This is a genomic window from Thiomicrolovo sp. ZZH C-3 (assembly GCF_054862725.1).
Genome location: NZ_JBTKXX010000001.1, coordinates 26,881 through 47,595 on the forward strand (window position 1 = coordinate 26,881; position 20,715 = coordinate 47,595).

Annotated in this window: 23 protein-coding genes; 10 read left to right on the top strand and 13 right to left on the bottom strand. The window is 58.4% G+C overall.

All coding sequences use genetic code 11. From position 1 onward, the window contains the following. Positions 1-84 precede the first annotated feature (84 nt). The 12 genes from cobA to ACXWTF_RS00195 all read right to left on the bottom strand — a co-directional run bounded on the left by cobA (position 85) and on the right by ACXWTF_RS00195 (position 12,134). Entirely contained in the window at positions 85-1,392 is a 1,308-nt protein-coding gene (gene cobA / locus ACXWTF_RS00140) for a uroporphyrinogen-III C-methyltransferase (protein ID WP_461713024.1), read from the bottom strand. After that, entirely contained in the window at positions 1,361-2,707 is a 1,347-nt protein-coding gene (locus ACXWTF_RS00145; RefSeq protein WP_461713025.1) for an aminotransferase class V-fold PLP-dependent enzyme, read from the bottom strand. The genes cobA and ACXWTF_RS00145 overlap by 32 nt, the downstream gene beginning before the upstream one ends. Beyond that, positions 2,676-4,259, bottom strand: a complete 1,584-nt coding sequence (locus ACXWTF_RS00150) for a nitrite/sulfite reductase (RefSeq protein ID WP_461713026.1) — start codon at positions 4,257-4,259, stop codon at positions 2,676-2,678. The genes ACXWTF_RS00145 and ACXWTF_RS00150 overlap by 32 nt, the downstream gene beginning before the upstream one ends. Positions 4,260-4,269: 10 nt before the next feature. Next, complete coding sequence (cysN, locus tag ACXWTF_RS00155) at positions 4,270-5,676, bottom strand: sulfate adenylyltransferase subunit CysN (RefSeq protein WP_461713027.1); 1,407 nt, start codon at positions 5,674-5,676, stop codon at positions 4,270-4,272. After that, entirely contained in the window at positions 5,676-6,587 is a 912-nt protein-coding gene (gene cysD / locus ACXWTF_RS00160) for a sulfate adenylyltransferase subunit CysD (RefSeq protein WP_461713028.1), read from the bottom strand. Before cysD ends, cysN begins: the two co-directional genes overlap by 1 nt. 3 nt (positions 6,588-6,590) lie before the next feature. Continuing rightward, positions 6,591-7,295 (bottom strand): phosphoadenylyl-sulfate reductase, encoded by a 705-nt coding sequence (locus ACXWTF_RS00165; protein ID WP_461713029.1) that lies wholly within the window; start codon positions 7,293-7,295, stop codon positions 6,591-6,593. Between the two features lie 8 nt (positions 7,296-7,303). After that, on the bottom strand, positions 7,304-7,534 hold the full coding sequence (locus tag ACXWTF_RS00170) for a DUF2061 domain-containing protein (RefSeq protein WP_416768649.1): 231 nt from the start codon (positions 7,532-7,534) through the stop codon (positions 7,304-7,306). 58 nt (positions 7,535-7,592) lie between these two features. Next, positions 7,593-8,528, bottom strand: a complete 936-nt coding sequence (gene cysK / locus ACXWTF_RS00175; RefSeq protein ID WP_461713030.1) for a cysteine synthase A — start codon at positions 8,526-8,528, stop codon at positions 7,593-7,595. 49 nt (positions 8,529-8,577) lie between these two features. Then, positions 8,578-9,021 (bottom strand): DUF4395 family protein, encoded by a 444-nt coding sequence (locus ACXWTF_RS00180; protein ID WP_461713031.1) that lies wholly within the window; start codon positions 9,019-9,021, stop codon positions 8,578-8,580. A 363-nt stretch (positions 9,022-9,384) separates the two neighbouring features. Further along, a complete protein-coding gene (locus tag ACXWTF_RS00185; protein WP_461713032.1) occupies positions 9,385-10,686 on the bottom strand; it encodes a nickel-dependent hydrogenase large subunit in 1,302 nt (433 codons plus the stop codon). Further along, positions 10,676-11,569, bottom strand: a complete 894-nt coding sequence (locus tag ACXWTF_RS00190; protein WP_461713033.1) for an NADH-quinone oxidoreductase subunit B family protein — start codon at positions 11,567-11,569, stop codon at positions 10,676-10,678. Before ACXWTF_RS00190 ends, ACXWTF_RS00185 begins: the two co-directional genes overlap by 11 nt. After that, entirely contained in the window at positions 11,550-12,134 is a 585-nt protein-coding gene (locus ACXWTF_RS00195) for a TetR/AcrR family transcriptional regulator (protein WP_461713034.1), read from the bottom strand. Before ACXWTF_RS00195 ends, ACXWTF_RS00190 begins: the two co-directional genes overlap by 20 nt. A 123-nt stretch (positions 12,135-12,257) precedes the next feature. On the opposite strand from ACXWTF_RS00195, the gene hisF reads away from it, so the two are divergent. From hisF to rlmN, 8 genes are all read left to right on the top strand, one after another. Further along, positions 12,258-13,016, top strand: a complete 759-nt coding sequence (gene hisF / locus ACXWTF_RS00200) for an imidazole glycerol phosphate synthase subunit HisF (RefSeq protein ID WP_461713035.1) — start codon at positions 12,258-12,260, stop codon at positions 13,014-13,016. 361 nt (positions 13,017-13,377) lie between these two features. Next, positions 13,378-13,716 carry a hypothetical protein gene (locus ACXWTF_RS00205; protein ID WP_461713036.1) on the top strand — a complete coding sequence of 113 codons (339 nt, stop codon included), beginning with the start codon at positions 13,378-13,380 and terminating at the stop codon, positions 13,714-13,716. Next, a complete protein-coding gene (locus ACXWTF_RS00210; protein ID WP_461713037.1) occupies positions 13,713-14,234 on the top strand; it encodes a hypothetical protein in 522 nt (173 codons plus the stop codon). The genes ACXWTF_RS00205 and ACXWTF_RS00210 overlap by 4 nt, the downstream gene beginning before the upstream one ends. A gap of 147 nt (positions 14,235-14,381) precedes the next feature. After that, on the top strand, positions 14,382-14,903 hold the full coding sequence (locus ACXWTF_RS00215; RefSeq protein ID WP_461713038.1) for a hypothetical protein: 522 nt from the start codon (positions 14,382-14,384) through the stop codon (positions 14,901-14,903). Further along, on the top strand, positions 14,896-15,156 hold the full coding sequence (locus ACXWTF_RS00220) for a hypothetical protein (RefSeq protein WP_461713039.1): 261 nt from the start codon (positions 14,896-14,898) through the stop codon (positions 15,154-15,156). The genes ACXWTF_RS00215 and ACXWTF_RS00220 overlap by 8 nt, the downstream gene beginning before the upstream one ends. 12 nt (positions 15,157-15,168) lie before the next feature. Next, positions 15,169-15,789 carry a hypothetical protein gene (locus ACXWTF_RS00225; protein WP_461713040.1) on the top strand — a complete coding sequence of 207 codons (621 nt, stop codon included), beginning with the start codon at positions 15,169-15,171 and terminating at the stop codon, positions 15,787-15,789. Positions 15,790-16,026: 237 nt separating this feature from the next. Then, entirely contained in the window at positions 16,027-16,566 is a 540-nt protein-coding gene (locus tag ACXWTF_RS00230) for a phosphorylase family protein (protein WP_461713041.1), read from the top strand. Then, positions 16,563-17,648: a dual-specificity RNA methyltransferase RlmN gene (gene rlmN, locus ACXWTF_RS00235; RefSeq protein WP_461713042.1), complete on the top strand. Its 1,086-nt coding sequence runs from the start codon at positions 16,563-16,565 to the stop codon at positions 17,646-17,648. Before ACXWTF_RS00230 ends, rlmN begins: the two co-directional genes overlap by 4 nt. Before the next feature lie 105 nt (positions 17,649-17,753). Here the strand turns inward: rlmN and ACXWTF_RS00240 are convergent, their stop codons facing one another. Continuing rightward, positions 17,754-18,134, bottom strand: a complete 381-nt coding sequence (locus tag ACXWTF_RS00240) for a hypothetical protein (RefSeq protein ID WP_461713043.1) — start codon at positions 18,132-18,134, stop codon at positions 17,754-17,756. A gap of 356 nt (positions 18,135-18,490) precedes the next feature. Here ACXWTF_RS00240 and ACXWTF_RS00245 point away from each other — a divergent pair, with 356 nt between their 5' ends. Together ACXWTF_RS00245 and olsF are read left to right on the top strand one after the other, a co-directional pair. Beyond that, positions 18,491-18,679 (top strand): hypothetical protein, encoded by a 189-nt coding sequence (locus ACXWTF_RS00245; RefSeq protein WP_345988437.1) that lies wholly within the window; start codon positions 18,491-18,493, stop codon positions 18,677-18,679. A 292-nt stretch (positions 18,680-18,971) separates the two neighbouring features. Beyond that, complete coding sequence (olsF, locus tag ACXWTF_RS00250) at positions 18,972-20,693, top strand: bifunctional ornithine lipid synthase OlsF (RefSeq protein WP_461713044.1); 1,722 nt, start codon at positions 18,972-18,974, stop codon at positions 20,691-20,693. Positions 20,694-20,715: the final 22 nt, after the last annotated feature.

The following is a 20,715-nucleotide window of genomic DNA, read 5'->3' on the forward strand; positions in this document are numbered from 1 at the left end:
GCCGAATTTCCTATATATTTTCCGGACTAGCTTCACGCGTCAAAAATCCCTTGAAAAGCCCTGCAGTAGAGCTTTCCCGCCGGATCAGGCGACGTTCGCTTCTTCCGGCCCCGCTCTCTGTAAAACCTCCGGATAGCCCGGCAGAAGCGCCTGCAGCGCCACGACACTGCCGAAAACAATGATGGCCGGACCTTCTGTCGCCTCGGCAGATTCGGCAAGGCCGCCGAGGGTCGTCACGCGTGTCTGCTGGTTCGGACGCGTCGCATTGGAGACGATCGCCGCCGGCAATGCCGGATCAAGACCGTGCGCCAAGGCGGCATCGCGTATGGCCCCCGCCAGCGACAGGCCCATCAGCACCACGGTAGTGTGGCCGGGGAGGCCGAGCAGACCGATCCACGACAACTCCGTCCTTCCCCCCTCCACATGGGCCGAGACCACCGAAAAGCCGGAGGCGTGCCCCCGGGCGGTCACGGGAATGCCCGCCCCCGCCGGCCCCGCGACTGCCGATGATATGCCCGGCACTACGCTGACACGGAACCCTTTTTCGGCCAGATAAAGGACCTCTTCCGCCCCGCGGCCGAAAATGTAGGGATCGCCGCCTTTCAACCGTGCAACGCTGTAGCCCCGCTCCGCATAGTACAGGAGCAGGCGGTTGATCTCCTCCTGCGAACGGCTGTGGCGCCCTTTGCGTTTCCCGACACAGCGCTTAATGCTCTTGTCCGGGATCAGCGCCAGGATCTCCTCGCTGACCAAATGGTCGTACAAAATGACATCCGCCTCCATCAGAATACGGTAGGCCTTGAGTGTCAACAGTTCCGCATCCCCGGGACCGCACCCGACCAGGAAGACTTCTGCGAGCAGGCGACCGGCCGCTTGGCGCGTCGCGGCGGCGTTGATCACCCCCGCGGCACGTTCACCGGCTTTCTCCCGTACGAGCTGTTCAAGCTGTGACGGCAGGATGCGCCGTATCTTGTCCCGGACGCACTGTGTCAGCGTCGGGCTCGCCCCGTCGCTCGAGACAGCGATCTTGAGCGGCCCGTAGTACAGCAGGGAGGCGAAGTAGAAGTCGCACAGCGGCGGGACATCGACGACATTGAGTAAAAAGCCCTGCGCCGCTTTCAGCTCGACCAGCAGCTCCGTCACCGCATCGTCGCCGGTCGCGTCGATCACCACGCTGACCCCTTCCAGGTCACTGCGCGTCAGCCTCTTCTGTACGACCGTGTGCAGTGTCAGCTTGTTGAACCCTGCATGGACCGCAGGGGCGATGACCGTTGCGCCGATGCCGTTGGCCTCGAGCACCTCCGCTTTGTGCAGCCCCACCTCCCCGGCACCGACCAGGAGCACCTGGCCCGCTTTGGGTTTAAGTAACACCGGCAGTGAAACCGTTCTCATGGTTTTCTCCTAAACTCCGAATCGTATTCCGGATCGCGTCAAGCAGGTAGTCGATGTCGCCGACCTCCTGTGAATAGTGAATGCTGATGCGCACCCAGCCCGGGCGCGTCTCCAGCTCCGCGTCATCGGCCAGCCCGAGCAGATCGTGCCCGTAAGGGCCCGCGCACGAACAGCCCGCCCGGGTCTGGACCCCCCACTTTTCCGAGAGCCCGGCGCACAGGGCATACGGATCGATCCCCTCTATATTAAAAGAGACGATCCCCAGGTTCTCTTTTTCAAGGTCCCCGTACACCGTACAGCCCGGGACGGCGGTCAGCCCGGCAAGCAGGTACTCCGTCAACTGTTTTTTGCGGTTCTTGATCCAGGCGAGCCCCAGTTCGTTGCGCAGCTGGTAAGCAAGTGCAGCCCGGATGAGCTGCAGGATCCCCGGCGTCCCCGCATCCTCGCGGCGCTCCTTCTCGTTGATGAAGCGGTGCTCGCTGCGGTTCACGTAGGTCACGGTACCCCCGCCGGCGAACGTCGGCGCGACCGCCTCGTCGATGAACGACTTCCGGATGACCAGCAGCCCGCACGATCCCGGTCCCCCGAGCAGCTTGTGCGGCGAGAGGAACATGGCATCGTAGAGTTTGCCGGGCACGTTCATGTACGGCGACGATGCCGCCGCGTCAAAACAGACCATCGCGCCGTATTTTCGCAGCAGACGCGAGATGCGCTGATAGGGGGTGATGATCCCCGTCACGTTCGACGCGATGCAGAACGCCCCGATCACCTCCCGGTGGTGGTTGGCTTGCAGCAGCATCTCCATGTACTCCAGGTCGATCTCCCCGTCGGCATTGAACCCGATGCGCACGGTGTCGCAGATCCCTTCGCGGTAGCTGATCTCGTTCGAGTGGTGCTCGTAGGGGCCGACGATGACCAGCGGCCGCTTCTGGGGCCGGACCCGCACGATGCAGCGCTTTCGCGTCGCGGGCGGGATGTAGACCCCCAGGATCTCCTGCAGGCGCTTGATCGCCGACGTCGCGCCGCAGCCGCAGGGCAGGACGGCAAAAGCGTCGTCCAGCCCCAGCAGCGTTTTGAGCTGCTCCCGGGCCCCGTTATAGTAGTGTTCCGTCACCGCCGCCATCGACGCCTCTTTCGAGTGGGTGTTCGCATAGGTCTCGAGGACTTCCCGCAGGCGTGATTCGATGGGCTCGAACGCCAGCCCCGACGCGGTGTAGTCAAAATAGTGTCTCTTGTGGCGGCCGATCGTCTGCTCTGCGACGAAGGTCTTGCGGTTCCCCCGTTTAAGCAACGGCCGAAATAGCGCTTGTGTCATAAGCCTGCTCCCGTAAAAATGCTCCGAATGTTTCATACCCGCTGTCCAGATACTGCAGCAGCAGGCACTCTATGATCCCGGCCGCCTCTTCGGGCGCCACCTTGATGCCGCTCTTTTCGCCGAACGCACTGCGCTCCCCCTCCAGGTGGCCGCCGAAGATCAGCTCGAAACCGCTGATCCGCCGCTCCCCGCGCTTGAGCACCGTCCCGACGAACCCGATGTCGACGATGTGCGGATGCGCACAGGCATTCGGACAGCCGTTGACGCTGATCGAGACGGGCTCGGTGAAGTCGGGGAACCGTGCATTCAGGTAGTCGACGATCTCCCGCGCCAGCTCCTTCGTTTCGCTGATGGCGAACTTGCAGAAGTTCAACCCCGTACACGCCAGCGTCCGCGCTTTGAAAGGGGTGGGGTTGGGCGACAGCCCGGCCTGCTCCAGCTCCCCGGCCATGGCACCGACCCGGCTCTCGGGGACGTCGAGCACGACGAGGTTCTGCGTCGTCGTGAACTTGGCCCTTTCGGCACGGTGGCGCTGCATCGCCTTGGCCAGCCGCAGCAGCCCGCCCCCGCCGATGCGCCCCGACGTCACGGCACAGCCGATGTAGCTTCTCCCCTCGACGCTGCTCGCATGGGCACCGAAATGGCCCCGCAGGGCATAGGGCGTGTAGGCCCGGGCCTGCGGCGGCAGCAGCTCGAAGCCCAGCAGTGCATGAAGCTGTGCGACGAAGGCGTCAAGCCCCCAGGCGTCGACAAGGTGCCCCAGGCGGGCCTTGGAACGGTTTTCGCGGTTCCCCCCGTCGCGGTACAGGGTCGCCACCGCTTCGGCGATGGGGACGACCTGTTCCGCCGTCGCATAACCGATATGCGAGGCGATGCGCCGGTTCTTCGCCAGCCCGCCCCCGACGCTGACGTCGAAGAGCACGCGGCCCGACGGGTGGTCGACCGCCGTAAAGCTCAGGTCCTGTATCTCGTGGGAGATACAGTGGTTGCGGCAGCCGCTGATGCCGATCTTGAATTTGCGCGGCAGGTTCGAAAAATCACGGTTGTCCCGGAACAGCGCGTTGACCGCCCTGACCAGCGGGCGCACGTCTGCAACCGCCCCGTGGTCGATGCCGTCCACCGGGCAGCTCACGACGTTGCGCGGGCAGTCGCCCGCGGCCATCTTCGTACTGAGGCCGACATGATCGAGCAGGGCGAATATCACCGGCAGATGCCGCACCTCGATCCAGTGGAACTGCAGATCCTGACGCGTCGTGATGTCGGCGGTGCTCCGCGCATAGGTGTTTGAGATGTACCCGAGCGTTTTGAGCTGATCGGTCGTCACCTCCCCCGCCTCGAGCTTGACCCGCAGCATAAAATAGAGCGTCGGATCCGCCTCGTCCTGGAGGTTCCTGTTCTGGGTATAGAGCCCGTACCATTTAAACCGGTCGATATCGTCGGGATGCGGGTCGCTGCCGCTTCGGGCATACTCCGCGATCGCGCCGATGACGTCCAGGCCGTCCTTCTCGCGCTTGATGCGCTCCACGCGCTGCGCTTTCGTTTCGGATGCCATGCATCACCTCCTATGCAATCGCTTTGGCTTCCCAGTGCGGGAAGTGTCTGCGTATCAGGGCGTTGAGTTCCGCCTCGAACGATGCGGCCGCCGTTTCCGGCAGCACCTGCTCCTCCACCGCCGCGACGATCATGCCGGCGGCCGACGTGTTGTTACTGACGCGGTCGATCAAAATAAAGCTGCCCGTAGAACGGTTCGCTTCGTACGGATCGAACGCGATCGGGGCCCCCAGGGCAAGCCGCACCCGGGCGATCCCGTTGAGCCCGAGGGCGGACGCTTCATGCTCCGTGAGGGTATTGACATCGTACTGGTGGTCGATCGCCTCCACCCGTGCCGCCACCGTTGTCGCCGCGCGCTTGAGCGTGTAGGTCCTGCCGATCTCGAGCGGCGTCTCGTCCATCCAGACCAGCTCCGCAATGAGCTTCCCGGCAAGCGCGATCTCGGCGTCGCCGCCGACGAGGATGTCGCCGCGGCTGATGTCGATCTCGTCTTCAAGGGTCAGCGTCACGGCGTTGTCCGCCTCCGCGACCGCCAGTTCGCCGTCATAGGTGACGATCGAACGTACCCGCGACCGTTTCCCCGACGGCACCACTTTCACTGCGTCGCCCTTGCGGATCGATCCGGAGGCCACGGTCCCGGCAAAGCCGCGGAAGTCGGCGTTCGGCCGGTTAACGTACTGCACCGGAAAACGGAAAGGTGCCCCGTCGACCTGCGTGTCCAGTTCGGCCGTCTCGAGCAGTTCGAGCAGCGTCGCGCCCTCGTACCACGGCATGCGTGCCGAACGTTCCACGACGTTGTCCCCCTCCAGCGCCGAGAGCGGGATCACCGACACCTCGGCGATGTCCAGGCCCGCCGCGAAGGCCATATACTCCTGCCGGATCGCTTCGAAGCGCCCCTCGGAGCAATCGACGAGGTCCATCTTGTTCACCGCGACGATCACCCGGGTGATCCCCAGCAGCCGTACAATGAATGAATGGCGCCGTGTCTGCGTCTGGATACCGTAACGGGCGTCGATCAGGATGATCGCCAGGTCGGCGGTCGACGCGCCCGTCGCCATGTTCCGCGTGTACTGCTCGTGCCCCGGGGTGTCGGCGATGATGAACTTGCGCTTGTCGGTGGCAAAGTAGCGGTAGGCGACGTCGATGGTGATCCCCTGCTCGCGTTCGCTTTGCAGACCGTCGACGAGCAGGGCCAGGTCGACCCGCTCGCCCGTCGTTCCGGACTTGCGGCTCTCCTTCGTGATCGCCGCGAGCTGGTCTTCGAAGATCATCTTCGTATCGTGCAGCAGCCGGCCGATGAGGGTACTTTTCCCGTCGTCCACGCTGCCGCAGGTGATGAACCGGAGCAGCTCCTTGTTTTCATGTTCATGCAGGTAGCGCTCGATGTCAGAGGCTATCAGTCTCTCTTGTGCTTCCATTAGAAATATCCTTCCATTTTCTTCTTCTCCATGGAACCGGACTGATCGCTGTCGATCACCCGCCCCTGGCGTTCGCTGGTCTTCGCCAGCAGCATCTCCTGAATGATCTCCGGCAGCGTCGTCGCCGTCGAAGCGACCGCGCCGGTCAGCGGGTAACAGCCGAGCGTCCGGAACCGCACGCTTTCCAGGCGGGGTGCTTCCCCCTCCTGCAGCGGCATCCGGTCGTCGTCGACCATGATTTTCACGCCGTCGCGCTCCACGACGGGGCGCTCCTTCGCAAAATAGAGCGGGACGATCGGGATCTGTTCCAGGTAGATGTACTGCCAGATATCCAGCTCCGTCCAGTTCGACAGCGGGAAGACCCGGATACTCTCGCCCCGGCGGATACTGCCGTTGTAGACATTCCACAGCTCGGGGCGCTGGTTCTTCGGGTCCCAGCGGTGGTTCGCATCGCGGAAAGAGTAGATCCGCTCCTTCGCGCGGCTCTTCTCCTCGTCGCGGCGCGCGCCGCCGAAGACGGCATCAAACCCGTATCTGTCGAGCGCCTGCTTCAGCCCTTCGGTCTTCATCACGTCCGTATGTACCGCGCTGCCGTGGGTGAAGGGGCCGATACCGCGGGCGACGCCCTCTTCATTGACGTGGACCAGCAGCTCCAGCCCCAGCGCGTCGATCCGGCTGTCACGGAACGCGATCATCTCCCTGAACTTCCAGGTCGTATCCACATGCAGCAGCGGGAAAGGCAGCTTGGCCGGGTAAAACGCCTTGAGCGCCAGGTGCAGCATCACCGAAGAGTCCTTCCCGATGCTGTAGAGCATGGCCGGGTTGTCGAACTCGGCCGCGACTTCGCGCATGATGTGGATCGCCTCCGCCTCCAGTTTCCTCAGATGGGTGCGACGTTGTCTGTCAATCATTGTTTACTCCTTTCGGTGCAGTCCGCACTCTTTGTGTTCGGGCGATTCCCACCACCAGCGCCCCGAGCGGATATCGTCGCCCGGGACGACGGCCCGGGTGCACGGCGCACAGCCTATACTCGGATACCCGTGGTCGTGCAGCCGGTTATAGGGCACGCCATTGGCCTGGAGATGCTCCCACACCTCCGCCTCGCTCCACTCGATGAGCGGGTTGAGTTTCAGCAGGCCGTTGGCCTCGTCATGCTCGACCAGGCGCATCGTCTCGCGGGTCGGCGACTGTTCCCGCCGCAGCCCCGTGATCCAGACCTCCATACCCTGAAGCGCGCGTCTCAGCGGCGCGATCTTCCGGGCCTGGCAGCAGCGCTTACGGTTTTCGATGCTGTCGTAAAAGCCGTTGATCCCCTGCGTTTTGTAGAGCGCCTCCACATCGGAAGGGTTGGGGAAATAGACGTCGATGTTCATCCCGTACTTTTGGTTCGTTCTGTCCATCACGTCGTAGGTCTCATACGGCAGCCGGCCCGTGTCGATCGTAAAAACCCCGATCTGCTCCCGGTGCGGCTGCAGCAGATGCGTCAGCACCTGGTCCTCCGCGCCGAAACTCGAGGCCAGCGCGATCCGTCCGCCGTACTGCTGCGCGAAATACGCCAGCACCTCATCGGCGCTGCTTCCGGCCAGACGGCGGTTCAATGTTTCAATGTGCTTGTGCATGCCATCTCCTAAATCTGATAATCATCGCCGGTCGGCCGGTGCAGACCGATGCCGACCCTCGTCCAGGCCCGCTCATGCAGGTAGTACAGGACCATTTTCGTGAAGACCTCGATCGAACCGATCGAGGCGGCCATTGCCAGGCTGCCCGTAATCAGGTACGAGATCACCATCGTGTCCAGGGTGCCGACCGCGCGCCAGGAGAGGGTCTTCACCGCACTCCGATAGGCTTTTTCTTGCATAATGTCACCACGCTTTTCGTGGGGCCGTCGTATATCGGCCCTTCTGTTGTTATCGCCGCTACTCGGCTTCCGCGATGTCGTACAGCGGCGTCGACAGGTACCGCTCACCGGTATCGCACAGCATCGTCACGATCATCTTCCCGCGGTTCTCCCGCCGGGCCGCCACCCTGCGGGCAGCAAGCACGTTCGCGCCCGACGAAATGCCGACAAGCAGCCCTTCGTCACGCGCCAGCTTCCGCGACGAGGCCATGGCCTCGTCGTTACCGACGGTCAACACCTCGCCGTAGGCCCAGGGGTCGAGCACCTTGGGCACGAAACCCGCCCCGATCCCCTGGATTTTGTGCGCTCCGGGCTGGCCTCCGGAGAGGACTGCCGAGTCCTCGGGCTCCACCGCGATGATCTCGATGTTCGGGTTGTACGCCTTCAGGATCGACCCCACCCCGGTGATCGTGCCCCCGGTGCCGACGGCGGCGACGAAGATATCGATCTTCCCGGCCGTATCCCGCCAGATCTCCTCCGCCGTCGTCACCATATGCGCGACCGGATTGGCCGGGTTCTCAAACTGCTGCAGCATCACCCCGTTCTCGATCGTGGCCGCAAGCGTGTTGGCCCGTGCCACCGCGCCGGCCATGCCGGCAGCGGGGTCGGTCAGTTCGAGTTCGGCTCCGAGCGCCAGGAGCAGTTTCCGGCGCTCGATACTCATGGAGCTCGGCATGGTGAGGATCAGCTTCAGTCCCAGCCCCGCCGCGATCGATGCGAGCGCGATCCCCGTATTGCCGCTGGTCGGTTCGATGATCACACTCTGTTTATTCAAAAGGCCGCTCTCCAACGCCCGTGTGATCATGTTCTTCCCGATCCTGTCCTTGACCGACCCGGAAGGGTTCATGAATTCACACTTGCCCAGCAGTGTCGTGTCCGTTTCGTCCGAAGCGTTGTTCAGCTTCACCAGCGGCGTATTGCCGATCAGTTCCGTTACATTCGTTGCGTAATGCATGCCGTCTCCTTGAAATACGGTTATTGCGCTACCTGCGCACCCGTTGTGGCTACAGCGCCACGACCTCGATCTCATGCCGTTTCAGCCAGCGGTAGAGCGCACACCCCATACAGCTGTCATCCACCGCTTCGGCCGCCGCCCAGATCGCGAACCCGCCGGCAAACAGCCCGGCAATGTTCGTATATCCCGCCAGGTCCGTCCCGAGTGCTCCCAGTGTCACACCGAACTTGATCTGGTCGGCGAAGCGTTTTTCCGCCGCGTCACCCCTGCGCTCCTCAAAACGTATGATGCGCGTTGCGGCACGCGCACTCAGCGCCAGCGGACTGATCCATGGCGTCGCATTCAGCAGCACGAAATAATCCAGTGCCAGCAGGAGAAGCCACACAGTGCTGCCCGTATGCAGATAGGCCGTCGCCGCCAGTGCGACGATGGCTGCCCGCAGCCGGGTCTGGTTGGTGTCGCTGCCGTATCCGGACATTGCATTCACTTTCATTCCAAGCTCCTTTCTGCAGCAGAAAGTAAAATTCCGCTGCCTGTTTTTTTTGGTCTTTCCCTTCCAAGCGGATGCAAGTGAAGTCATCCGAACCGGAAAGCCTTTTGGAATGAAAAAACTATAAATGAATATTCATTCAGTGTCAAGCGTTTTTATTTTTGAATACTTTCAGTTCGGAAGAGAGTAGCGGGCAAAGCCCTGAAAACAGGCTCTTTGAGGGCAAATATTTTTCTTTAATTTATACATTAGTATTCTACTATGGTTACTTATGTATTAGAATGGAAAATGCGTGAAAAAGGGAGTAGTATATTTAATTTTTATAATATACATAGGAGTAGTTTATCTTGGTTTGCCGCCCGGGGATCAGTGCGTCGTACACACCGAACAGACGTCAAAACTGCGGAAGATGAACGTGGCTTCGGCAATATCCGCGGCGCCGACCATCGCCTTCTGTGCCGGGGCGGGATCGGCCATCACGGAACTGCCGAGGTTCCACTGTGTCGGCGTGATGATCTTGTATTCGGCGATGACCCCCTTCTCCAGGCGGACACGGTGGATCAGCGGCCCGCGGGGCGCCTCGACGATCCCCTCCCCTGCGGCGCTGATCCGTTCAAGGGGCACCGGTGGCATATAGGAGGGGTCGGAGAGTTCCAGTTCCGACAGGAGGGTTTTGGCCCGCTGCAACAGCACGGCCGTCTCGTATGCCCTGGCCATCACCCGAGTGTAGACACTGTCCTTGTAGCGGCGGTGCATATTTTTGATCAGGGCAGTATCGGCCGAGATCATCCGCGCGAGCGGCCCGACTTCATAAAAATGTTTCCCGTAGCGGACGTTGCGGGCATAGCTCTTCTCATCCCGGCACACCGCCGGTTCCGTCGACACCTGGGAGGGATCGGCCTTCATCGGACGGGTGTGCTTCAGCCGCGCGGGCATCGTGAACCCGTGCTCCCCCAGCACGACAAACCGGTCGTATGCCATCCCCTTTTTGTGCATCCCCGCATCGATCAATCCCCGCTCAATACGCCCAAGATCACTCTGCAGCGGGTTGAACTCCCGGCAGGAGGCGAAAGTCAGCAGGGTATCAAGGTCGATTCCCGCCGTCTCTTTCTCAAAAAATGCGATCAGCTCGTCCAGCAGCCCGGCCGCCTGGATGCGCTCCAGGTGGGTCGGGTCGCAGGTAACACCGCCGGGGATCATGTAGGAGCTGTGGGGCCACTGCCCGGCGAAGAGTGCCAGGATCTTTGTCGCCTGGGCCGCGGCATAGGCCCCTTTGAGCGGGGTGGGGGCCAGGCCCTCTATGCCCAGCTTCCCCAGTTCGGGCATGATGACGAGGTAGAGCCATTTGAAATGGTTCTGGATCATCTCGAGGACCAGCGTCAGCTCCCGGATGTGCTGCGCCTTTTGCGTCAGCGCGACGGGGTAGCCCGCCTGGGCGTACGCCGCCTCGATCGCCCGTACGGTCGCCATCAGGTGCGCATGCCCGCAGATGCCGCAGACCCGCGGCGTAATCACCAGGGCATCCGTCGCCTTCCGCCCCTCGAGCATGCGCTCCATCCCCCTGAAATGCGGGAAAGCGATCTCCGCCCAGGTGATCTTCTCTCCCCGGGTATCAAAATAGAGGGTTGCCTCCCCCTCGATATGCTCAATCAGTGCCCTAGTCATCATCGATAAGCCGCTCCTCCAGCCGTTTGATCTTGAAACTTTTGGCGATGCCCGTCATCGTCAGGTAGGCCCGCTTGGAAACCCCGACCGGCACCTCTTCGGGAATCGACATGTTCGTCTTCGTTTCAAAGAGGTTGCGGCGCGGGAAGTCGGGCTCGGTACAGCCGAAACAGGGTGTACCGACGCGCATTTTCGAGCTGACGCCGTTCCAGAGGGTCCGGTTGCACGAGGCGTGGGTCAGCGGCCCGCGGCAGCCGTGTTCATAGAAGAGGCACCCCTCTTTCCGTCCAAGCTGCTCCACATCCACTTTCCACTCGAAATACTCGTTGCGCAGACACCCGTCGTGTGCCATGTGGCTGTAGAGTGCCGTCGGCCGCCCCAGGGCATCGACGGAAACGGGACGCCCCTCCACAATGCTCATCAGGGTATACCCGAGCCATTCGGGGTGTACGGGGCAGCCCGAGAGGTTGATCACCTTGCCGGCCTTCCCGAGCAGGGGGCCGTCGGGATGCTCCCCGGCATAGGCCAGCCCGCTGTTGCGCTCCGGCGCCGATGCTTTGAAAATGCCGCCGAAGCTGGCGCAGCTGCCTGCCGCAATGACGTGACCGGCCTCCTCCCCGTAATACGCCATCAGCCGCTCCAGCGTGACGCCGGCGCGTTCCATCATGGGGTCGAAGGCGCCTTCGAAAACCAGCACGTCGCATCCGCGTCTGCAGCGCGCGATCTCCTCGAGGCTCTGGGTGCAGGGGAGCAGCGGATGGTAGAGGAGCTCGAAACGCTCAAGCAGCTGCGGCAGGTAGGGAAGGTTTAAAAAGGAGTGGGTGTTGCCGTTGCAGGTGACGCCCTGAAGCCAGATCAGCTTCGGTTTAAACAGTCTTGAGCGCACGGTAGATATTCTCCGCGATGGAGGCCTCGTAGTGGCTCAGCGGCTCGGGAAGGATCTTCTCGCCGAAGAGAAAGACCATCCCTCCTAGATAGCCCATAAAGAGGCCGAAGGCGCTGAAGAAGTCCTGGTCTCGGAGTTCGCCCCCGGCGACGCCGTCATCGAAGAAGATCATCATCTCCGTAATAAAAGGCGACACGCAGACCATCCCTTCGCACGACTCCCCGAACACCTCCCGGTTGGAGAGGTATATCCGCAGAAAATACTCGATCATCTCCGGACGTTCGGTCGCCATCGTAAAATAGAAGGTCACGATCGCGCTGATCTTCTCCTTGGCGCTGCCCGGACCTTCGTTGATCTCGCGGATGTGCTTGCCGAGGTATTCGGAAATATAGAGGATCAGCTCCTTGGCAAGGATATCCTTCGAGCTGAAGTAGTTGTAAAAATTCCCCACGCTCATGCCGACCTTCGCCGCGATATCGGGAATGGTCGTCACATAGAAGCCCTTCTCCGCGAACAGCTTCAGTGCCGTTGAAATGATGTTCTCTTTACGTTCTGCTTTGCTCACTCGCGCCACGTCACCCTCTTTGAAAATATTAATTGCTCCTATAATGGTAGCACAAACAGCGAATAGCCATTCACATTAAGATGCAATACCCTATAATTTTATACCTTTTATGAAAGCGGACCCATGGATTATTTCGCCAAACGTATCATCCCCTGCCTCGACGTCAAGGACGGCCGCGTCGTCAAAGGGGTCAACTTCGTCGGACTCAAAGATGCGGGCGACCCGGTGGAAATCGCCAAACGCTACAACGAAGAGGGTGCGGACGAGCTCACCTTCCTCGACATTACCGCGTCGCACGAAGAGCGGGATACGATCGTCCATATCGTCGAGCAGGTCGCCAAGGAGGTCTTCATCCCCCTGACCGTCGGCGGGGGCATCCGAAAGCTTGACGACATCTACAAACTGCTCAACGTCGGCTGCGACAAGGTGAGCGTCAACTCCGCGGCGGTCAAACGCCCCGACCTCATCAACGAGGGGGCCAAACGGTTCGGCTCGCAGTGCATCGTCGTCGCCATCGACGTGAAAAAGACGGGGGACCGCTACCACGTCTACCTCAACGGCGGCCGGATCGATACGGGCGTCGACGCTGTTGAATGGGCCAAAGAAGCCGTCGACCGCGGCGCGGGGGAGATCCTGCTCACCTCCATGGATACCGACGGCACCAAAGCGGGCTTCGACATCCCCATCACCGAGCAGATCAGCTCCCTGGTCAACGTTCCCGTCATCGCCAGCGGCGGCGCGGGGACGATGGGCCATATCAAAGATGCCTTCGAACACGGTGCGGATGCGGCGCTGGCGGCCAGCATCTTCCACTTCAAAGAGATCGATATCATGGAGCTCAAGCACTATCTCCAGGATAACGGTATCCCGGTCCGGCTGTAAGCGCTTGTTCGCACGCGTTTGCACCTTCGGCATCATCGGCGCCTTCACGATGACCAACACGCCTTCTGATTAACGACCTCAATCAGTATTCCCGCAGCATCCGTCTGTCCTGTTTATGATGTTTGCATACCGGTCGCACCGACTGACGAATTGACGTCCCAAACGATCATATCGCCCCAGAACATCACCATTCACTTCCCGGCAAAAAACACTTCCTCTCCTCAGACCTCAATAGTATTTCATCACATACTTTCTCTAAATTATTTTTATCAGTTTTTTTCCACATTTTCTCCGTTTTAGTTTTTTATGTGTTTAGCCGTTGTATAGTGTCTTCAGGTGGATGCAATAGAAGGAAAAAATCATGAAGATGGATGCGCTTTTCGGAGCCAAAATTTCAACCGTGCAATCGCAAAGCGGCGTGATGCCCCATATCATCATTCCGCGCCGTGATCTGCCGCTTCATGAACGCGATGACCTTCTCTCCGCTCTGCCGATCCAGAAAGGGCATCTGGTGATTGCCGATTCCCAGTTGTCATTTTTGATCGCTCTGCTCTCGCACCCCCAGAAACGGGCGATCCAGACCAATCCGAACATCAAGTTCGTCGGTGAAGTCAGTATCGACATCAAGACGTTGACTTTATTAATGAAAGACGGAATGCGGATTCTGTCAAATCCCAATATAAAAAAGGATGGACAATGAGTGTAGGACAAGAACTACTGGACGTGCCACTCGATAAGATGGTCGCCAGCCTGGCAATGGGCGTGGCGGAGGCACAAAGAGCATTAGACGAGAATTCGCTGATAACGACTCTGGAGTTGGCTGACTCCGACAACAACATCAGTTACATCCCGCAGATCAACGTCGAAACTACTGACAGCGGTGTCAATGTCACAACCGTTGAGGCAAACGACATACCGTTGATCGCCTTTATCCGGCCGACGTGGTATCAATTCTCTGAAACGACTATTGAAGTCTCCATGGACATCAAGACCAAATCGGAAACATCAACCAAGGTCAAAGTCGGGGCCAAGGCCAAATTCGGATGGGGTCCTTTCTCCGCAAGCATCAATGTGGACGTCGAGCACAACCGCAAATTCGGCAAAGAGGTACACGGTACCAGCCGTATGGTTGTGAAAATGGTCCCCGTTCCGCCTCCACCGCTGTTGCTGCCTGAAATCAATCAGATCGACAGCCGAACACCGCCGCCGTCATCGTAAGCTGTCGGCGCGGCAATATACGGTACGGGCGAAGTGCGGCACCTACCGCACATTCACCCGGAACTTTTTAACATCAAACAGATGACTTCTTGCCACATGCTCTGACACTGGGCATGCGGCAAGAAGTCAGAATGCAAAGGAGCAAAGATGGGAAGCGTAACGGAAATCTCTGCAGAGCTGTCAGAGTTTGTTCAGAAAATGGGTGAATCGGTGGCGGAGGCAAAACGGCAAATCGACCAGGCATCGCTCGAAGCACTCGAAGCACTGGCTGCTACAGAAGTGACAATCCCGATCGTCACAAAGAGCTTCGATGGGGATCAGATTGTTTATCAAACAGACCGGGTCACGGTCTCTCCCCTGTCACTGGGGATGGTCCCGACCTTTTACGAGTTCCAAAAAACCGATATAGAGGTGGCGATGGACTTCGAAATCGCCGAGGACACCACGCAAAACAGCCGCGGTATCTTTTCCAAAATTGCCAAGATCGGCGTCAACACGAAACGGATACGTCAGGAGCGCAAAATCAAGACCGACATCAAAGGGTACAGCTCTCTCAAAATCGAGATGGTACCTGTTCCCCCGCCGAACCGGATCCCCGAACTGATCGTTGATGATACACTGCTCCCTCAACCGGAAACACCCCGCATAAGTGAAGACAACAATGGATAAACGTCGCTACTATAAAGCCCCTTCACTCTTTAAAGGGGTGGGCCGCGTTTTGAAAGAGTCATTTGAACAGCAGGCCCGCCTTAACGAAGCAGGCTTGATGATCAAAACCTTGACGATGCAAAGCCAACTGATGCCTACCGAAAGGCTTGAAGGAGCGAATTTTCCGCAGAAACAGGATCTTTTCCTCTCCGGAAATGGTAAACCCTCTTACATGCGGATCCGCATCACGGTTGATGCGGTCACTAAAGAGTAAAAAGGATAACAGATGCCTACAACCCCCGATCGTGCCCGTCTGATGAAAATCGAAGCTGCCAACAAGAAACTGACAGAGGAGAATAAAAAGCTCGCCAAGGATCTTGAAACGCATAAGGCTGCCACCACCCGTCTGTCGCAAACAGAGAAGAGCCTGCAATCGAAGGTGCAGACACTGCAGACACAAAACAGCGCACTTTCCGCAGAGCTCAAGCAGAGCCTTAAAGAGAACACAACGAAAACGCTGCTCAGAAAGAACCCGCTTGTACAGGAGATGATCAACCTGGAAAAGGGACGGCTGGAAACGGAAATCTCCAAAAAGAACGATGAAATCAGCGCACTCAACGTCAAACTTGATGCCCTGTTGAAAGTCACTAAAATCAAACCGCTTCAAAAAGGGGAGTTCAACCGCTTCCTCTCTACCTCTATCCAGGAGCTGCAGACGGAACTGGCGGCAGGATCAGGAGAGTATGAGTTTGTCGTCCGTGACCTGGAGATTGAAGCAAACGTCATGGTGGAACTCCGAGGAAACCAGCCGGTTTACGTTCTGCCGACCACTGAACAGCTCAATGAGGTCGACCCCCGAATGATGAACCGTCTCAAATACGCCCTTTCCGTCGTCCCCAAAGAGTAGCGGTTCTTCCGTGGCTTAAGGGGTACCGGGGCCGAAACCCCAATAGAACATTATGTCTTCAAACACCTATCTCCACTTTTAATCAAGAAACATACGCCACCCTACCCCTTTCTACACCCGGATCCACTTTAATCTATAATGGGCAAGGAGCACTGGTATAATTGCGTGTTTTTAACCCGGTAGATTCGTCTTACGTAGTTACAGCTGCATCATCCGGGTATACAAGGGGAGTGACCAGTGATCATCTGTGCCGGTAATAACGAGACCTTCGACTTCGCGACCCCGATGGGCGTCGGGCTGATCGAGACCACCATGAACATCACCCGCCTCTGCCTCTTCGACAAGCCGGAGTTCCTCCTGTTTGTCGGCACCGCCGGCAGCTACGGGGAGCAAAAGATCTTCGATATTGTCGAATCGAAAACGGCGTCGAATATCGAGCTCGCCTTTTTGCAGAACAAAGCCTATACCCCCATCGACAATGTCGTTTCGACCAATACCGAGGGCACCAAGGAGATCATCGTCAACTCCAGCAACTACATTACGACGGACGCCGAACTCGCCAGAGGCTTTCTGCGCTTAGGCGTCGGCATCGAGAACATGGAGTTCTTCGCCGTCCTGCGCGTGGCCCAGGAGTTCGGCATCCCCGCGGGCGGTGTCTTCTGCGTCACCAACTACTGCAACGCCGACGCCCACGCCGATTTTGTCGCGAACCATGACAGGGCCAAGGAGTTGCTGAGCGAGCATGTCCAGCGACGCATCAAGGAGTTGACGGCATGAACACACCGAAACCGACGATCATGGACCTCACCAAGGAGGAGCTTGCCCAGGCCGTCAAGCCCGCCTTCCGCGCCAAGCAGATCTACGGCTGGATCTATCACAGCTTCGTCGACAGCTTTGATGAGATGGCCAATATCCCCAAAAGCCTGCGCGAAGAGTTGAACGAGCGCTATATTCTCAACCCGCTCACGATCCTGCGCAAAGAGGAGGCGGCCGACGGCACCATCAAGTACCTCTTCGAACTCCCCGACGGCAAAACGGTCGAAACCGTCTGGCTGAAGATGAAAGAGACGCTGTACAACGAAGACGGCTCCGTCGCCCAGGAAGCCAAACATACCGTCTGCGTCTCCACCCAGGTCGGCTGCAAGGTCGGCTGCAGCTTCTGCCTGACGGCCAAGGGGGGCTTTACCCGCGACCTCACCCCCGGCGAGATCGTCGCCCAGGTGCTTTCCGTCAAAAAAGACAACGACCACGCCGCAAACCGCCGGGTCAACATCGTCTATATGGGGATGGGCGAGCCGCTGGACAACCTCGATAACCTCGCCAAGGCGATCCGGATCCTCAAGGACGAGGACGGTCTCTCCATCTCGGGCAAGCGCCAGACGGTCTCCACGAGCGGCATCAGCACCCGCATCGACAAGCTGGGGCAGATGGACCTCGGGGTGCACATCGCCATCAGCCTCCACGCCGTCGACGACGAGCTGCGCACGGAGCTCATCCCGATGAACAAGGCGTACAACATCGCCTCCATCATGGATGCCGTACGCCGGTTCCCTATCGATACCCGCAAGCGGGTCATGTTCGAATACCTTGTCATCAAGGGCAAAAACGACGACATCGCCTCGGCCAAAAAGCTCATCAAGCTGCTGCACGGCATCAAGGCGAAGGTCAACCTGATCTATTTCAACCCCTACCCCGGCAGCGACTACCAGCGGCCCGAGCGGGAGGACATGGTGAAGTTCCAGCAGTACCTGATCGACCACGGGCAGCTCTGCACCATCCGTGATTCGAAAGGGATCGACATCAGCGCCGCCTGCGGGCAGCTTAAAGAGAAAACAAACGAAGAGAAGGTGAAAGCATGACAGGTTTGGATATTGTACAGATCGTTTTTTTGATCGGCGTCGTCCTCGTCGGACTCGGCGGGATCGTCTGGGTCGTCAAGAACGAGAAAAAGTAACGCGGCTTCTTTAGTGGGCGAGCTCCTCGACGCTGCCCCCCTCCAGTGAAAAACGGCGTGAGACTTCGCGCTCACTCCCGTCCTCTTCAATCATCGTGACCGTCACCGTCCATACGCCCTGCGCCCGTCCGCGGAGGTAGCGGTAGTCGTAGACCGAACCGTTGCGGGCCGGCAGTGCGATGGTATGTTCCCGGTCATCCTGGGGAAAGGTGTCCGAGTGCCAATAGAAGACGACCTCGCGCTCCCAATCTTTACGGGGTGTTACAAATGTACACTGAATCTTTTCGACACCGTTATCGAGCACGTTGCAGTGGACCGAATCCTCCCGTGCCGAAAGTGTCAAAACCGACCCGATAACCGTCACAAGGCCTATACTGACGATTTTATGCATATTTAACACCCTCATTTGTTTTTTTTTGCTCAGCAATTATAGCCTATCTCGGAAAAAGAGAGGATGCATCTGTCAAAATGCCTAGCGAAAAAAAATTTAAAAAACCCTAGATTTTTTCCTCCCTTTTTGTTACTATTGCACTTACAATACATGAAGCAGTATAAGAAATCATGAAATTCATCGATTTTCATCTTTCTTGACAGACTGTATGATGACGGTTCCCCCCAACATGTTTTACCGTCTGTGGCTGTATTGTAGAATTCCCGCCGGAAAGTAGTACTATGAAAGCCATTGGATATCTCGTTCTTATCAACAATGCTTACCCAGATACTATTGCATTCAACAAAAGAGTAGCGATGGAAGCTGCCAACCGTTTTAATCCGAATGCCGTTAACTATATCGAGCGTACCTATACGGAACGCCGTTCAGCCTCTGAACTGGCGAAAATGCTCGCCTTCGACAACAACGAGTCACGTGAAGAGATCCTTGCCCGGGTCCGCCGCGAACTCAACGAGTACTGGGAAGGGAAAAGACTGAGCAGCTGATGCTCGTCCCCCTTGCACATCCCCCTTTTTTCCACGCCGAACCCTTTTAAATAAGCCCCTTTTCGAGTCCCTTTTTCACACGGTGTTCAAAGCTGTGAATAACTTGAAACAACATCACATTTTTACATTTGTTTTTCTTATAATATTTTCGCCTTTCTCTTTTGCGTGTAACAGCACTGTAGCGAAAATGTAATGGCCGTGTAATTTCGGAAACCTATACTGCTTTCCATAAAAATCCGGCAACTTCGCTGCAGCGCATCCGTGCAGCGTCCGTGCCGTTACGGAGCATCCCATGCTGAACATCGAAGGCACTCTTCATCAAGAATACCCGCGTTTCTTCCAGTACCCTACCGCGGTGCGGAAGCCGGCCCTCTCTTTTTTGAAGCTGCTGCTTCAGGAAGAGAAGATCAACCATTTTCTCAACGACCACCGCAAAACGAAAAACCTGGCGTTCATCGACGCGGCGCTGGAGCATCTGAATATTTCCTACAAAACGGATCACCACCAGATCCAGAACATTCCGGCCATCGGAAAGGTCATTATCGTGGCCAACCACCCCATGGGCGCCATGGATGCCTTTACGCTGATCAAAATGGTCAGCAGCATCCGCCACGACAAGAAGGTGAAGATCATCGCGAACAAAGTCCTTGCGGCCTTTGAGCAGATCAGTGACCTCCTGATCGCCGTCGACACCTTTAACGGCCGCCTGACCAAGGAGAGCATGAAGAAGGTCGACGAAGCACTTCGCAACGAAGAGGCCGTCATCTTTTTCCCCGCGGGGGAAGTCTCCCGCGCCTACCTCAACGGCATCGCAGACAGCAAGTGGAAGAGCGGCTTCATGAAATTTGCCAAGCGGACGCAGAGCCCCATCCTTCCCATCCATATCAAGGCGCGCAACTCCGCCCTCTTCTACGGTGCCTCCTGGCTCTACCGTCCGCTGGCGACGATGCTGCTCGCCAAGGAGATGTTCTCCGCCCGCAACAGCGTCGTTGAATTCACCGTCGGCGAGATGATCGGCATCGATACCATCAACGATATGCCGCTGAGCTACAAGCGTCACGCGAAGATGATGCGCAAACACCTCTACAGGGTCGCCAAGGGGCGTAAACCGCTCTACCCTACCCAGCAGTGCATTGCCCATCCCGAACCGCGCCACCTGATCAAAGAGGAGCTCAAGCGCGCCCAGCACATCGGTTCAACCTCGGACAACAAGCAGATCTACCTCGCCGACTACGAAGAGGCGCCGACCCTGCTCAACGAGGTCGGACGCCTGCGGGAATACAGCTTCCGAAAAGTCGGTGAAGGGAGCGGCCGCAAACGCGACCTCGACCGCTACGACGAATACTACCGTCACCTCATTCTGTGGGATGATGACGCCCTGGAACTCGTCGGGGCCTACCGTATTGCCGACTGTGAATGGATCCTCTCCTGGGGCAGCAAGGATGCCCTCTACCTCAACGAGCTCTGCAGCCTCGGCGAAGCGTTCGAGCCCTACCTGGAGAATGCCATCGAACTCGGGCGCAGTTTCATCCAGCCCAAATACTGGGGCAGCCGTGCCCTGGATTATCTCTGGCAGGGCATCGGCGCCTACCTGAAACACCACCCTCACATCCGGTATATGATCGGGCCGGTCAGCATCAGCGGCAGCTACCCTTCCGCCGCCAAAGAGGCCCTGGTCCACTTCTACGGGCACTATTTCGGCAGCAAGGAAGCCCTGGTGACCGCACGGACACCCTATCGCCTCTCTGCCCTCGCCCTGGAGGATGAAAATGCGCGCTTCTGCGGTGACGACTATGCCGAGGACTTCCGCCGCCTCAAAGAGTATCTACGGGCCTTCAACGTCACCGTACCGACGCTCTACAAGCAGTATGCGGAGCTCTGCGAAGCGGGGGGGACCACCTTTATGGATTTCGGGATCGACGCGGAATTCAACAACTGTATCGACAGCTATATCCTGGTCGACGTTGCAAAGATCAAAGAGAGCAAGCGCAAGCGCTATATCGATACCGAGTGAATGTTTCACGTGAAACATTCAC

Coding starts and splice junctions, on each gene's coding strand:
- cobA (WP_461713024.1), bottom strand. CDS start 1,392: ATGAGAACGGTTTCACTGCCGGTGTTACTTAAACCCAAAGCGGGCCAG.
- ACXWTF_RS00145 (WP_461713025.1), bottom strand. CDS start 2,707: ATGACACAAGCGCTATTTCGGCCGTTGCTTAAACGGGGGAACCGCAAG.
- ACXWTF_RS00150 (WP_461713026.1), bottom strand. CDS start 4,259: ATGGCATCCGAAACGAAAGCGCAGCGCGTGGAGCGCATCAAGCGCGAG.
- cysN (WP_461713027.1), bottom strand. CDS start 5,676: ATGGAAGCACAAGAGAGACTGATAGCCTCTGACATCGAGCGCTACCTG.
- cysD (WP_461713028.1), bottom strand. CDS start 6,587: ATGATTGACAGACAACGTCGCACCCATCTGAGGAAACTGGAGGCGGAG.
- ACXWTF_RS00165 (WP_461713029.1), bottom strand. CDS start 7,295: ATGCACAAGCACATTGAAACATTGAACCGCCGTCTGGCCGGAAGCAGC.
- ACXWTF_RS00170 (WP_416768649.1), bottom strand. CDS start 7,534: ATGCAAGAAAAAGCCTATCGGAGTGCGGTGAAGACCCTCTCCTGGCGC.
- cysK (WP_461713030.1), bottom strand. CDS start 8,528: ATGCATTACGCAACGAATGTAACGGAACTGATCGGCAATACGCCGCTG.
- ACXWTF_RS00180 (WP_461713031.1), bottom strand. CDS start 9,021: ATGAAAGTGAATGCAATGTCCGGATACGGCAGCGACACCAACCAGACC.
- ACXWTF_RS00185 (WP_461713032.1), bottom strand. CDS start 10,686: ATGATGACTAGGGCACTGATTGAGCATATCGAGGGGGAGGCAACCCTC.
- hisF (WP_461713035.1), top strand. CDS start 12,258: ATGGATTATTTCGCCAAACGTATCATCCCCTGCCTCGACGTCAAGGAC.
- ACXWTF_RS00205 (WP_461713036.1), top strand. CDS start 13,378: ATGAAGATGGATGCGCTTTTCGGAGCCAAAATTTCAACCGTGCAATCG.
- ACXWTF_RS00210 (WP_461713037.1), top strand. CDS start 13,713: ATGAGTGTAGGACAAGAACTACTGGACGTGCCACTCGATAAGATGGTC.
- ACXWTF_RS00215 (WP_461713038.1), top strand. CDS start 14,382: ATGGGAAGCGTAACGGAAATCTCTGCAGAGCTGTCAGAGTTTGTTCAG.
- ACXWTF_RS00220 (WP_461713039.1), top strand. CDS start 14,896: ATGGATAAACGTCGCTACTATAAAGCCCCTTCACTCTTTAAAGGGGTG.
- ACXWTF_RS00225 (WP_461713040.1), top strand. CDS start 15,169: ATGCCTACAACCCCCGATCGTGCCCGTCTGATGAAAATCGAAGCTGCC.
- rlmN (WP_461713042.1), top strand. CDS start 16,563: ATGAACACACCGAAACCGACGATCATGGACCTCACCAAGGAGGAGCTT.
- ACXWTF_RS00240 (WP_461713043.1), bottom strand. CDS start 18,134: ATGCATAAAATCGTCAGTATAGGCCTTGTGACGGTTATCGGGTCGGTT.
- ACXWTF_RS00245 (WP_345988437.1), top strand. CDS start 18,491: ATGGAAGCTGCCAACCGTTTTAATCCGAATGCCGTTAACTATATCGAG.
- olsF (WP_461713044.1), top strand. CDS start 18,972: ATGCTGAACATCGAAGGCACTCTTCATCAAGAATACCCGCGTTTCTTC.